The organism is Paenibacillus alginolyticus DSM 5050 = NBRC 15375, assembly GCF_000422905.1.
GTDB lineage: Bacteria > Bacillota > Bacilli > Paenibacillales > NBRC-103111 > Paenibacillus_E > Paenibacillus_E alginolyticus.
This window is the reverse complement of the sequence record NZ_AUGY01000047.1, coordinates 28,270-42,311: the sequence shown is the minus strand read 5'-3', so window position 1 is coordinate 42,311 and position 14,042 is coordinate 28,270. Positions and strand designations below refer to the sequence as shown.

At 38.3% G+C, this 14,042-nt stretch carries 15 protein-coding genes; all 15 read left to right on the top strand.

Translation table 11 applies throughout. The annotated features are described in order from the left end of the window. Positions 1-135: a paeninodin family lasso peptide gene (locus G519_RS50355; RefSeq protein WP_127527969.1), complete on the top strand. Its 135-nt coding sequence runs from the start codon at positions 1-3 to the stop codon at positions 133-135. Between the two features lie 112 nt (positions 136-247). After that, the gene (locus G519_RS0120940; protein WP_029196371.1) at positions 248-1,177 is read left to right on the top strand and encodes a phosphoenolpyruvate carboxykinase (ATP); all 930 of its coding nucleotides are present in this window, start codon (positions 248-250) and stop codon (positions 1,175-1,177) included. Beyond that, positions 1,178-1,486 (top strand): lasso peptide biosynthesis PqqD family chaperone, encoded by a 309-nt coding sequence (locus G519_RS0120935; RefSeq protein WP_029196370.1) that lies wholly within the window; start codon positions 1,178-1,180, stop codon positions 1,484-1,486. After that, complete coding sequence (locus G519_RS0120930; RefSeq protein ID WP_029196369.1) at positions 1,474-1,929, top strand: lasso peptide biosynthesis B2 protein; 456 nt, start codon at positions 1,474-1,476, stop codon at positions 1,927-1,929. Before G519_RS0120935 ends, G519_RS0120930 begins: the two co-directional genes overlap by 13 nt. 18 nt (positions 1,930-1,947) lie before the next feature. Next, positions 1,948-3,141, top strand: coding sequence for a nucleotidyltransferase domain-containing protein (locus tag G519_RS0120925; RefSeq protein ID WP_029196368.1), 1,194 nt, complete (start codon positions 1,948-1,950; stop codon positions 3,139-3,141). A 4-nt stretch (positions 3,142-3,145) separates the two neighbouring features. Next, the gene (locus G519_RS43875) at positions 3,146-4,981 is read left to right on the top strand and encodes an ABC transporter ATP-binding protein (protein WP_051253551.1); all 1,836 of its coding nucleotides are present in this window, start codon (positions 3,146-3,148) and stop codon (positions 4,979-4,981) included. A 127-nt stretch (positions 4,982-5,108) separates the two neighbouring features. After that, positions 5,109-5,840 (top strand): glycosyltransferase family 32 protein, encoded by a 732-nt coding sequence (locus G519_RS0120915; protein ID WP_029196367.1) that lies wholly within the window; start codon positions 5,109-5,111, stop codon positions 5,838-5,840. Further along, positions 5,837-7,027 carry a glycosyltransferase gene (locus G519_RS0120910; protein WP_029196366.1) on the top strand — a complete coding sequence of 397 codons (1,191 nt, stop codon included), beginning with the start codon at positions 5,837-5,839 and terminating at the stop codon, positions 7,025-7,027. The genes G519_RS0120915 and G519_RS0120910 overlap by 4 nt, the downstream gene beginning before the upstream one ends. A 2-nt stretch (positions 7,028-7,029) precedes the next feature. Continuing rightward, the gene (locus tag G519_RS0120905; RefSeq protein ID WP_029196365.1) at positions 7,030-8,067 is read left to right on the top strand and encodes a glycosyltransferase; all 1,038 of its coding nucleotides are present in this window, start codon (positions 7,030-7,032) and stop codon (positions 8,065-8,067) included. A 13-nt stretch (positions 8,068-8,080) separates the two neighbouring features. Continuing rightward, complete coding sequence (locus G519_RS0120900) at positions 8,081-9,241, top strand: polysaccharide pyruvyl transferase family protein (RefSeq protein WP_029196364.1); 1,161 nt, start codon at positions 8,081-8,083, stop codon at positions 9,239-9,241. A 16-nt stretch (positions 9,242-9,257) separates the two neighbouring features. Further along, positions 9,258-10,451 carry a glycosyltransferase gene (locus G519_RS0120895; protein WP_029196363.1) on the top strand — a complete coding sequence of 398 codons (1,194 nt, stop codon included), beginning with the start codon at positions 9,258-9,260 and terminating at the stop codon, positions 10,449-10,451. Positions 10,452-10,462: 11 nt separating this feature from the next. After that, on the top strand, positions 10,463-11,644 hold the full coding sequence (locus tag G519_RS0120890) for a glycosyltransferase (RefSeq protein ID WP_029196362.1): 1,182 nt from the start codon (positions 10,463-10,465) through the stop codon (positions 11,642-11,644). Between the two features lie 18 nt (positions 11,645-11,662). Further along, the gene (locus tag G519_RS0120885) at positions 11,663-12,856 is read left to right on the top strand and encodes a glycoside hydrolase family 88 protein (protein ID WP_029196361.1); all 1,194 of its coding nucleotides are present in this window, start codon (positions 11,663-11,665) and stop codon (positions 12,854-12,856) included. Continuing rightward, on the top strand, positions 12,853-13,416 hold the full coding sequence (locus G519_RS53055; RefSeq protein ID WP_051253550.1) for an acyltransferase: 564 nt from the start codon (positions 12,853-12,855) through the stop codon (positions 13,414-13,416). The genes G519_RS0120885 and G519_RS53055 overlap by 4 nt, the downstream gene beginning before the upstream one ends. A 60-nt stretch (positions 13,417-13,476) precedes the next feature. Beyond that, on the top strand, positions 13,477-14,025 hold the full coding sequence (locus G519_RS0120875) for an acyltransferase (protein ID WP_036633528.1): 549 nt from the start codon (positions 13,477-13,479) through the stop codon (positions 14,023-14,025). The last annotated feature ends 17 nt before the right edge of the window (positions 14,026-14,042 follow it).

Genomic DNA, 14,042 nt, shown 5'->3' with positions numbered 1-14,042 from the left:
ATGAAAAAAGAATGGTTGAAACCTGAGCTTGAAGTATTGGATGTTAATCAAACAATGCTTGATCCGAAAAATGGTAACCACCTTGATCATGCTTATACGGAAGGTACTCCTAAAGACAAATTAACATGGAGCTAAGATTGATTTAGATTCAAAGCTACTTACGAATTCGTACATATGTTAAAAGCCCTTATACATCAAGAGAGTATAAGGGCCTTTAACATAATAATGGATGTATTGGAGTGGAAAAATGATAGAAGTCGAAAAAAAAGTCGTCTACAAAGCCTTCGGCTTAACGATCGTAAGCGATGTCGCTTTACCGGAATTGACTATAGTGGACGAACAAATAGAAGAAATCGATATTGAAATTAAAAAGGATGAAGATCTAACTAGGCTCTATTTTGAGCTAACGGCTCAGCCTAATCAATTTGTAGTGAAAGATCATTTAGTCATCTTTCATATTCCCGAAATTGCTACCTTTTCAATCAAAGAAGGAAAAAGAATCACGTTCTCACCTATGAAAGAAACGAAGGACGGCGAGATTCGACTTCTTATTCTAGGAACTTGTATGGGTGTCATATTGATGCAAAGGAAGATATTTCCACTGCATGGCAGTTTAGTGGCCATTCAAGGAAAAGCATATGCCATTATCGGAGATTCAGGAGCAGGGAAGTCTACACTGGCCTCAGCTTTCCTTAACGAAGGCTATCAGCTGCTAAGTGACGATGTCATTGCTGTATGGCTTTCAGGGGAAAACATGCCCTATGTTACTTCTTCCTATCCCCAGCAGAAGCTATGGCAGGATAGTCTCACTAACTTCGGCATGGAGTCGAGTGAGTACCAATCCTTGTACGGGAGAGTGGATAAATACTATATCCCCGTGTCCTCTAAATACTTTACAGGCTCATTACCGCTTGCAGGCGTAATTGAACTAGTGAAAACAGAGGATAAAGAGATTGCTATTCGTCAAATTGCAAAACTTGAACGATTCAAAACCCTTTTCTACCATACCTATCGTAATTTCCTTATTCCGGACTTAGGATTGACCGAATGGCATTTTAACACTTCTGTAAGTATTGTAAATAACGTTCAAATGTTCCAACTAAGCCGCCCGGCATCTGGCTTCACGGCGCCTCAATTAGTAACAACGATTATGGAAACATTAAATTTGGAGGCATAGATCATGATCAAAAACCAAGCGCTTTCGCTGCAGGATATTGTTGTCCAAGGTAAAGGAAACATTGTAAGTGATATGGGCGGAGAAAAAGTGATGCTGAGCGTTCAAAATGGGAAATATTACAATTTAGGTGAAATTGGCGGGATAATTTGGGATGCAATCGAGGAGCCAATTGCAGTTAAGCAGTTAGTTGCAAACTTAGTGGCCGATTATGAGGTGGATCAAAGCGAGTGTGAACAGCAGGTTATCTCTTTTTTGACACATTTAATGGATGAAAAGTTAATTGGCGTGGAAAATCAATGGGCAATTTGAATAAGGTGAAAAAATTTCTCTCACTAGATACGAAAACAATGCTTATTTTTATAGAAGCTTTTTTATATTTGGGATGGGCACGCTTTCTTATCTTCCTGCCCTTTTCTAAAGTCGCACCTTCACTAGGAGCGCAAATGGAGGAAACTTCGAATGCACAGATCCACAAGCACACAGCAACATTGCTGAAAGTGCACGATGTGATTCAGATTATGAGTCAACATACCTTATGGGATAGCAAATGTTTGGTTAAAGCGATAGCCGCTTTGAAAATGCTTGAAAAGCGCCAGATCGAAAGCACGCTCTATTTAGGGACCGGTAGGGACGATTCAGGCAAAATGGTTGCTCATGCTTGGCTTCGCAGCGGACCCTTCTATATAACCGGAGCAGAAGGAATGGAACGATTCGCAGTTGTCGGCAAGTTTGCCAAATATATAAGTGAATAGAGAATGAAGGGGATTAAGATGGAAAACGATTTCCGTTCGGATTCGATGCACTTTTCAAAAGAATTGACGTTATTGCTATCCATTATGAGAATGGATAAAGGGGAATCTATGTTATGGAAAGATCAAGATCAGGCAAATGAAATCGATTGGGGAGCCTTTCTGCAGCTCGCAAGACATCATAGGGTATTTTCCCTGTTATATACCAATCTTCGGCAAACAGATTCAGCTTGGATCCCCACGTATGTCATGAATGCTCTGCAAAAGGATTATCAAGAAAACACCTTCAACATGCTGCGATTGAGTGCAGAGATGGAGCAAATTTGTAAGCTGTTCTCCGAGTCTGACATCCGTACGATCGTCTTGAAAGGACCAGTTCTTGCAGATGACCTTTATGGAAATATATCCCTTCGTACATCCCGTGATTTGGATATCCTGATTCCGATACAGCATGTGGACCAAGCCCATGAACTGCTCAGAAGTCAAGGCTATGTGAAAGAAGAAGAATACAATACGATATTGGATGATTGGAAATGGAGACATCATCATGCGACCTTTATCCACCCTGATAAAAGGGTTACACTCGAAATTCATTGGAGATTAGGCCCAGGGCCCGGGAAAGAGCCAGGTTTTGATGAATTATGGGAAAGAAAACGGATAAGCAAGATTACCAGTCATCCTGTCTATTATTTAGGGAGAGAGGATTTATTTCTATTTCTTGCTTCTCATGGGGCACGTCATGGATGGTCGCGGCTTCGCTGGTTGATAGATATGGATCGGATCACCAGGCAGAATATTGATTATGCCAAGCTTCACACGCTTCTTACGAAAAATAGACAGCTTCATCTTGGGGCGCAAGCAATGATTTTGGCTGCGCAGCTGCTGCATACTCCTTTGACAGCTGAAATGGAGTCAATGACCACAGGAAAGCGCGCAAAGCGCTTAGCTGCGGATGCACTGTTTTACATTCGTCAAATGGTAAATCTGCATACAGCTCCCGTTCCGGAGCACGTGTCCAAATATCATAAAAAGCATTTATTTTCACTGATGTCTGCTCAACAAAAAATACTTTTCGTGTTGAGTTTCTTTTACCCTTATCCAGAGGATGCCGATACATTGACATTACCCAAAAGGTTGCACTTCCTCTATTTCCCCCTGCGTCCTGTCTTGTGGGCCTGGCGAAAAACAAATTCCATATCACAGAGAGGGACGTAACGTAATGGAACATCTCTTCTATTTTACAAAACAGTTGCATGCCTACGCCGGTAAAATTTTATATGTGAATCTTCTGGGGATGGTTTTAATCAGCTTCCTTGATGGTATGGGGATTTTTTTATTACTCCCATTACTGGATATTAGCGGAATCATGAACATGAAGATGGGATGGATCTCTCATTTAGGTATCTTTGAAATTTTCAATGAGATTCCTAAACCACTGGCACTACTGTTGATCGTGGGCATGTACGTCATACTTATCTCAGGTCAAAGTTTGATCCAGCGGAATCTTAATCTCCGGGATATCAAAATTCACACTGGTTTTATTAATCACGTAAGATTAGAGACTTATAACGCTTTACTTCAGGCGAACTGGGATTTTTTCATCAAGAAAAGAAAATCGGATCTGATCAATTCACTGACAGGGGAATTAGGACACGTGACTAGTGGAACGTACATCTTCCTTCAATTCCTAACCTCTATTGTATTTACTCTGATTCAAATTGGAATCGCTTTGTTCTTATCCGCGAAGTTGACGATATTCGTATTAATCTGTGGGCTGGCCGTTTCCTTCTTTTCCCGCACATTTATTAAACGATCAAGAATGCTGGGGAATCAATCGTTAGAGCTCGGACGCAGTTATATCGGGGGGATCACGGACCATTTTAATGGAATTAAAGACATCAAAAGCAATATGTTGGAGGAGTCGCGCCGAACTTGGCTCATAAATTGGAGTCAAAGATTCAGTCAGGAACGATTTGAACAAACCAAGTTAAGAGCAAATTCAGAGCTTTATTATAAGATTTCTTCCTCATTAATTATTGGTTTTTTTATCTATGCATCTAACATGTTCTTTCAAACCCAAGGTCAGCAACTCATGTTGATCATTCTCATTTTTTTCAGGCTTTGGCCGCGATTCCAGGGTGTTCAAACGAATTTGGAACAAATATCTGCGGCAATACCAGCTTTTAAGTCTTTGAAGGAATTGCAAAATGAATGTATGGAAGCCAGGGAAATCAAGGGGAGTAGCGACTATAACCATGAGAAGCCGATACGTATTGAGGAATATCTCGAGTGTCGCGATGTATCCTTTCGGTATAACCGTAATGAACAGTTATATGCCCTCCAAGATATAAATTTACGCATTCCGTCCAAGCAAATGACAGCGATCATCGGTCGATCTGGCGCAGGTAAGAGCACCTTAATCGATATCTTGATGGGGCTGCTGAAGCCGGAGAGAGGGCAAGTCCTTGTGGATGGAGTTCCCCTTACGGAAGCTAATTTATTGGCTCTGAGGAAATCCATTAGTTATGTTCCCCAGGATCCGTTCCTCTTTAACGGAAGCATAAGGGATAACATGCTGATGATTGATCCAAGCGCAACTGAGGAGCAACTGTGGGAATCACTCGAGTTTGCTGCATCAGCCGAATTCGTCAGTAAACTTCCACAGGGACTCGATACGCTGATTGGAGACAGAGGCATCCGTCTGTCCGGCGGAGAAAGACAACGGCTTGTATTAGCCCGAGCAATACTGCGTAAACCATCTATCCTGATATTGGATGAGGCAACCAGTGCGCTTGACTCCGAGAATGAGGCGAAGATACAAGAAGCGCTGGAGCGACTGCAAGGAAAACTGACCATAATCGTCATCGCTCATCGTTTATCGACCATACGTAATGCGGATCAAGTTATTGTGTTAGATAAAGGAAGGATTATACAAAGTGGCGGATATACCCAATTAACTGGAGAAAAAGAAGGATTGTTTGCCAGTTTATTAGGAAATCAAATGCAAGAAACGAATAAGTCCTCAGTCACATACCTGGGTTCTGTTGCAACATGAGGAATATGCGAAGACGTATGTTGACATGTTCTCTATAAAGAACTAAAATGGATGTAGGCCCAAAATACATTCTGCTAATTTCACTTATTGTTCTTTATAAAGAAAATGTTAACGAGGAGAACCAACAATGCCAATTCCAAAGATCATCCACTATTGCTGGTTTGGCGGGAAAGAAAAGCCCGACATCGTGAAGCGATGTATAGCAAGCTGGCATAACCATCTAACTGGTTATCAATTCATAGAGTGGAATGAAAACAACTTCGACACAAGCAGCAATATATATGTTAAAGAGGCATACGAAGCGGGCAAATTTGCGTTCGTCAGCGATTATGCGAGAGTGTACGTGCTCTATCACTATGGCGGTATTTATTTAGACACCGATGTGGAAGTGTTCAAATCCTTTGATGACCTGCTGCATCATGAGTCATTCTGGGGGTTCGAGCAAGAGAACTACATCGCAACAAGTACGATCGGAGCCGCGAAAGAAAATAAGCTAATCCAAGTATTTATGGATTCCTATCATACAAAGAGCTTCATCCTTGCGGATGGGACTTTTGATTCGCTAACCAATGTAGCCATGATAACGAAGATATTAGGCGATTGGGGAGTTACTCCCAATGGCAGCTATCAAGACATAGAAGGTGTTGGAACCTTTTATCCGCAAACGTATTTCTCACCCTACGATTACATTAACTGCAGGAATTTCATGACGGAAAACACGTATGCCATGCACCACTTCTATAAGAGCTGGTTGCCGCCCAAGGCGAGATGGAAGGGGCGAATGAAATTGCTCCTGGCAAGGATCATTGGTGGACATAATATCGCAAGAATAAGGGCAGCGCTTAGGGGGATTCAATGAAGAACATATTGATTGCATCCTTTGACATGGAAGTTGGTGGCGTAGAGAGAAGTCTGGTTAGTATGCTTGATCACTTCGATTATAAGCAGTATGCCATTGATCTCATGCTGTATAAACATCAAGGTGATTTTATGAACCTGATTAGCCATAAAGCCAATTTATTAGGCGAAATTCCTCAATATAGCACATTTAGAAAATCAATTGCCAAGACCCTTCAGGATAGACAATATACGATCGGCTTTTCCAGAATTTTATCAAAAGTGCATGCGGATATTCTAGGTCGAGTCAGGCAAGTTGCGGAGCCGGGATATTACCAAATGCAATTGATGTGGAAATATGCGCTGCCCTATTTACCAAAAGTCGAGAAAGAGTATGACGCAGCCATTAGTTATTTATGGCCACATTATTTTATAGCCGAGAAGATTAAGGCAAAGAAAAAAATAGCCTGGATACATACGGATTATTCCAATGTGGAAACCAACGTGAAGTTGGACCTGGAAATGTGGAGAAAGTTTGATCATATCATAGCTGTTTCGGACGCATGCAAGGACTCTTTTTTATCAAAATATAGGGAATTAGAAAGCAAAGTTGTCGTTATAGAAAACATTACTTCACCAGATTTTATTAGGAATATGGCGGATCAAGAAGCAGCAATTCCTATGGTGAATGATGACAGGTTTAAAATAGTGACAGTAGCTAGATTATCCCATGCTAAAGGTATCGACAATGCTGTTAAAGCATTAAGGATTCTAAAAGATAAAGGTTATCAAGATATCGCCTGGTACATTGTTGGTTACGGTGGGGATGAGGCTGCTATTAGGGAGTTGATCGCAATGAATGGCTTAGACGATCAATTCATCCTATTGGGAAAGAAAACAAACCCATATCCGTATATTAAAGCATGTGACTTATATGTACAGCCCTCCAGATATGAAGGCAAGGCTGTTACGGTAACCGAAGCGAAGATATTAGGTAAGCCTATATTAATCACTAATTATTCCACCGCAAAGAGTCAAGTGGAGGATGGTTATGATGGGATCATTTGTGAGCTTAGCGTAGATGGAATTGCCTGTGGCATAGAGAGATTATATAAAAAACACGAGCTAAGAAAAGATATAAGTAACCATAATATCAATCAGGAATTTAGTAATAGTTATGAATTAGATAAGCTTTATGGAGTGATATAAACGTGAATATAAAGGTAAGTGTGATAATACCCGTATATAACGCGGAGAAATATGTAATCCCTTGCTTGGATTCACTTACAAGTCAAACATTAAAAGCTTGTGAGTTTATATTTGTTAATGACGGATCCATAGATCAGAGTGGGCAAATCATTGAGGATTATTCTAAAAATGATCCTAGAATTAAACTCATTCACCAAGAGAATAAAGGCGTGAGCATGGCTCGAAATGCTGGGCTGCAGGCAGCGGTTGGAGAATTTATAGGCTTTGTTGATGCAGATGATTACATAGAAACAGATATGTATGCGACCTTGTATAACGCTGCACTTGAGGGCAATTGCGATGTCGTCATTTCGAATTTCGAAAGCGAGATTGAGGGTCACAAGGTAATTACAAGATATCCATTTCCTCTTCAATCCATTTTGGCGAGAGAATACATAGAGCGTGAGATTTTAACCTATTTCTTGAAGTCAGATCAGTTAAATACCGCATGCAACAAGCTTTATAAACGTAAAGTCATTCATGATAACGATCTAAAATTTCCAGAAAAAGTTGCATTAGGTGAAGATGGACTGTTTAACATGCAATTTTTTAGACATGCTTTAAGTGCGATGTATATCGATTATACGGGCTATCACTATCGGGAAGTAGCCGGAAGTGCAACAAGAAATATCTTAGAAAAGGACTATTTTAAAAGAGCATTAGAAGTGTATACGCTGGAAATATCAGATTGGAGTATCAGCTACATAGATCCAATGAAGATCAAACAGCTAAGGTCGATTAGACTAATAAATAGTGTGATGGCCTACGCCTATGTTTACTTGAAATCATCTAATGAGTTAAGTTTCAGCCAAAGATTGAAATATGTCAGCCAGATGATTGCTAATCCCCATGTTAGGGAAGCATTACCTTTTTTTTATAATGAAGTTTACGGAACACTAGGCAGATATGAGAAGTTTATTGTTGACATGATTCACAGGAGATCAATTATAGGCCTCTATTGTGGTGCGACATATAGCAAATTAAGAAATAAATCGTATTAAAGGAGTTTAGAGGATGAAGATTATGATGTTTGCTCACGATGGAAGTCTAAATAGGGGATGCGAGGCAATCGTACGTTCCTCAACGAATCTAATTAAAGAAAAAATGAATGGCGCGCAGGTGTTTCTAGCATCGGGAAAACCAGAGACGGATCGGATTATCTCCAAACTAGATGGGATCTATGATGGTTCTGCACGTGGCATTAAGAGATACTCTTATGAATGGTTCCTTTCCTCTATTAAAGTGAAGCTGTTTAAAGACGAATCTTATGCCCTGGGCAAGATCCATAACAATATCGTTAAACATATCCCGGATATGGATATTTGTCTCTCTATTGGTGGCGATAACTATTGTTATGGTGAACAGCCTGGATGGTACGAAATCAACAAGAGGGTGAAGGCGCAGGGAAAGAAGCTGGTCTTATGGGGCTGTTCCATTGGTCAAGAAGATATGTCAGACCGAAAATTGGAAGATCTCAAATTGTTTGATTTGATTCTTGCTAGAGAAACATTGACGTATCATATGCTGAGAAGCAAAGGATTAAGAAACGTTGAATTATGCGCGGATGCTGCATTTACAATGGAAAAGGAAGAGTTAGAGTTGCCGAGTGGATGGCAGGTTGGTAACACCGTTGGTCTTAACTTCAGCCCTTTAGTATGGAAGAAAAACACAAAATCTCAAGAGGCAGTAAGAGATCTTATCACTCATATTTTGAAGACGACAGACATGACCATTGCCCTTACCCCTCATGTTATAGAAGGTGGAAATAATGACTATGAAGTTCTTCAAAAGTACTACGAAGAATTTCAACATAGTGATCGTGTAATCCTTTTACCCAGTGATTTGAATGCGACTCAATATAAAGGATATATCTCTAGAATGAGGTTTTTTATTGGAGCTAGGACACATGCAACGATAGCTGCATACTCCAACTTTGTTCCAACTATGGTACTAGGATATAGCGTCAAGTCGAAGGGGATAGCCAAGGACATTTTCGGTGAAGAAAAGCTAGTCTTGAGCATTGATGAAATATCGAACAGTTTGAAGTTAATAAGTAAGTTTGATGAGATGATGAGAGAAGAAGAGCTAATCAGAAAGAAGCTTCAAGTATCCATTCCAGGCATTAAACAAATGTCCTATAAAGCCGTAGAGTATTTAGACAAATTAGTTCAATGAAATTGAGGTGTGTATGATGAAAAAAAAAATATTATTTGTCATACCCAGCTTAGCAGCCGGTGGTGGGGAAAAAAGCTTAGTCAATTTAATATCTCAGATTGATTATGATCTGTATGAAGTAGATTTACTTTTATTTAGTCGTAAAGGTGTATTTCTAAATGCTGTACCGGAAGAAGTCAATATACTGGAGATGCCTCATATACACCGCATATTTGTATCGAAGTTAAAGACATCGTTGAAGAATTTTCTAATAAATCGTCAAATCGCTTTAGCATACTCTAGGTTTATGTTTACTTTAATGAATAGAGTTATAAAGAACACTACCTTGTCGGAGCAATATGCATGGAAATATCAGAAGAGATCATTTGATACATTAGAAAAAGAATACGACGCAGCAATTGGCTTTTTGGAAAAATCATCCATTTATTTTGTCGTCGATAAAGTGATTTCCAAGAAAAAAATTGGATGGATTCATACAAACTATTCAGATTCGGGAATGGATTCTCATTTCGACCAACCGTATTTTAAGCAATTAGACCAGCTTGTAACTGTTTCCGAAGAATGTGCCAAGTCTCTACAAGATAACTTTGAACCTCTAAAGAATAAGATAAAAGTCATATACAACATCGTATCGCCTAAAATCATCAAACATCAGTCTAATCGGGAGCTGGATAGTAATTTCACCTATGATATGAATGTCACTAATATTATTACTGTTGCTAGATTAAGTAGTGAAAAAGGGATAGACCTTGCGATTAACGCTTGTGGGAAATTAGTCGAACAGGGCTATAAAGTGAAGTGGTATGTACTAGGTGATGGAAGTGAAAGAGAGAATTTAGAAAAGTTAATAAAGAATTGTGGTTTAAAGGAACATTTTATTTTGGTAGGAGTTAAAGAAAATCCGTATCCATATATAAAAGGAGCGGATATTTATGTCCAACCATCTAGATATGAAGGTAAATCCATAGCAATAGATGAAGCTAAGATACTTCATAAACCGATAGTTGTAACCAATTATGACACAGCTAAGGACCAGATAACTAATGGTGTAAATGGTCTTATTGTAGAAATGACAGAGCAGGGTATAGCTGGTGGAATTGAGACATGTATTAATGATACAAGTTTAAGAGAGTCATTTATTAGCAGCTTATCTATAGAGAAGTTGGGTACAGAGGAAGAAATAAATAAGCTATACGAAATATTTAAATAGGGTGGTCTCTAGTGAAGAAAAGTGTATTGTTTGTGATGAATAACTTAAACTGTGGCGGTGCTGAAAAGGCACTCATATCACTATTGGATACAATTGACTATTCTAAGTATGATGTCGACTTATTTTTAATGAAACATGAAGGATTATTTCTTAGCAAAATCCCAAATAACGTAAATTTGTTAGAAGAACCAAACGAGTATAAATACTTTGATATGTCAATTAAATTAGCACTCCTAGACTGTTTGAAGAATGGAAGACTAGATATAGCGATATCTAGATTGCTAGCTGGTATCATTATTAAAACGGAAAAAAACCGAGTTCGATGTGAGCAGAGAGTTTGGATGTACATATCGAAATCGTTGAAAAATATAAATAAAAAGTACGATATAGCTGTTGGATATCTTGAAAAGACACCTATCTATTTTTGCGTAGATAAGGTTGATGCAAATACAAAGATTGGGTTTATCCATAATGATTATGACAAGTTAGGCATGGATCCTTTTCTGGATCAACCTTACTTTGAAAGACTAGAGAATTTAGTAACAGTTTCAGAAGAATGCGGAAATATTTTAAGAAATAGGTTTCCAATGTATAACGACAAGGTGAAAATCATGTATAACATTGTATCTCCTTCAACGATAAACAAAATGTCATTAGAGCAGAGAATTACGTGGGATGAAGGAGTTAAGATCGTCTCTGTGGGAAGGTTAAACAAACAGAAGAATTTTGAACTAGCCGTAGAAACATGTAAAGAGCTCGTCAAAAATGGATACTCAGTAAAATGGTATATCATAGGTGAGGGTGAAGAAAGAGAAGAGCTCGAAAGAATGATAGATGAAAATAATCTCCAAGAAACTTTCATTCTCTTGGGCATTAAAGAAAATCCCTACCCTTACATAAGAGAAGCAGATATATATGTACAGCCATCTCGATTTGAGGGGAAATCAATTGCTATAGATGAAGCGAAAATTTTACATAAACCTATTGTTGTAACGAACTTTAGTACGGCTAAGGATCAAATAAATAATCAGGATAACGGCCTTATCGTGGAAATGAATTCAAAATCATTATATGAAGGAATTGCGTCACTCATCAATAACGAGGCTTTGCGTGAACATTTTACTTCTCAATTATCCAATGAACAATTAGGGACGGAATCGGAGATTCATAAGCTTTATGAAATGTTTAATTAATTAAAGGGGACAGAGCAAATGATTATTCAAATAATAGGTTTAGCACTACTCTGTATAATTGCAATAATTATCTTAATTGATATAGTCCCCATTGGGAAGGATTGGCTCAGTAGAATCCATATTGGAAGATATCAGGATAAACAATTATGGAATAAATCGATCACAAAATTAGGTCTGAAGTGGCTGAATACAACGCCTAAGATTAAGGTGACGGACCATACAAGATTAGTCGTAATCGATATGCTAAAAGGAAATTACACGAAAAGTGCCATTCAACATTGGCAAGAAGCATCGCTTTTATTAGGAATGTCGGAATATTTAATACATAATGACGATAATGATGTGAAGCGCGAGCTTAGAAAGTATTTAAGCTTGAAATTTGATAGTCAAGGCAAGTGGCTTCATATGCCTAATCATGTAGATGCGGCCATATTAGCGTATGCTTTAATGAAATTAGACTTTATCGAAACGGATAACTATAAATTAGCACTTGATAGTATCTGGGCTATGATAAAAGAACATATCGGACACGATGGTACAGTAGCTTACCGTAAATTTATGAAGGGTTATCGGTATGTTGACACTATCGGGTTTATTTGCCCGTTTTTAGTATCTTATGGTATTCGATATCATGTTGATGAATGTGTAGATTTGGCGGTTAAGCAAATAAAGGCTTATGAAGAGCAAGGCATGCTGGAAGGACATCATATACCAAGTCATGCCTATCAAGTAGATCGCAACGTCCCGCTAGGACTTTATGGTTGGGGTAGAGGACTTGGATGGTATGCAATAGGTCTTATCGACGCATGGCTTGAATTGCCAAATGATCATATTTATAAGCCCGTATTGGAAGAAAGTGTGAAAAAGTTTGCAACGGCCGCGGTACAGTTCCAACAAGAGCAAGGTAATTGGAATTGGACAGTTACCAGAGGAGAATGCAGGCCTGATTCTTCAACAACAGCTACATTAGGATGGTTCATGCTAAATGCGTCCCAAATCGATGAAATTTCGGAATTATGTTTAGACAGCGCAAATAAAGCAACCAATTACTTGATGAAGGTTACAAGAAGAAATGGTGCTGTTGATTTTTCTCAAGGAGACACGAAAGATATAGGTGTCTATTCCATGTTATTTAACATACTTCCATTTACGCAAGGATTCTGTATTCGAATGATGAATTCCTATAATGGTCTTAAGGTTGTGAAGAGATGATCATAAAAAGATTAATTAATTTCACTCGAGCAAGATTAAGAAAGTATTTGTTAGAAGAAATTTGGCTTGAAGATTATATAAGAATGGGAATGAAAATCGGAGAAAATTGTGACATTCAACCGGGCGTAATCTTTGACTACTCACATTGTTGGTTAATAAAAATAGGGAATAATGTGACTATAGCTCCTCAAGCCTACTTATTGACTCATGATGCTAGTACTAAAAAGATGATGAATTACACAAAAATAGGAAGCATCATTATTGAAGATAACGTATTTATAGGCGCAAGAGCTTTGATTATGCCCGGTGTTACAATTGGCAAGAATTCGATAGTTGGTGCTGGAAGTATTGTGACGAAGTCAATCCCAGAAGGTAGTGTAGCTGTGGGTAACCCTGCTAGAGTAATATCTACAGTTGAAGAGTATAGAGATAAAGCTAAAATTTTACTAGAAAAAAGTAAGACGTATGATCGTAGTTACACAATAAGTGGAAATATAAGTCCAAACAATAAAGCTAAAATGCATGAAGAATTATTGAAAGAAATTGGATTTGTTGTATGAGGACGAAACCGGTAATAAAAGTACAATCAAATAAATTCTTCATAACGAGGTTGTGAAAAAATGATAATAAAAAGACTAGTAACATCAATAAAAGCAAGGGTGAGAAACAAGTTATTTCCAAAAACAGAATTGGAAATCTTAAGAGATAGAGGATTAAAACATGGTAGGAATTTCAATTTTTTTAATAGTCATATAGACTATGGTCATTGTTGGTTGGTTGAGATAGGCAATGATGTAACTATAACAAATAGTACGATACTAGCTCATGATGCAAGCACTAAATTACACTTTGGAAAAGCAAAAATTGGGAAAGTAAAAATAGGTGACAGGGTATTTATAGGTTACAACAGTGTCGTATTATGCAACGTTGCCATAGGCGATGATGTCATAGTGGCTGCTGGGTCCATAGTAACAAAGAATATTCCCGATAACAGCATAGTAGCTGGAAATCCTGCTCGAATTATCGGAAAAACATCCGATTACTTGGATAAGCATCGTGAAAATCTTAAGGTTAAACCAGTGTATGACACATACTGGCCAAATAAAACACAGGAACAAATCGAAATCATAAGAAAAGAATTAGACAATGACTTTGGTTACGATGAATAAATATGGAACGAGATGCG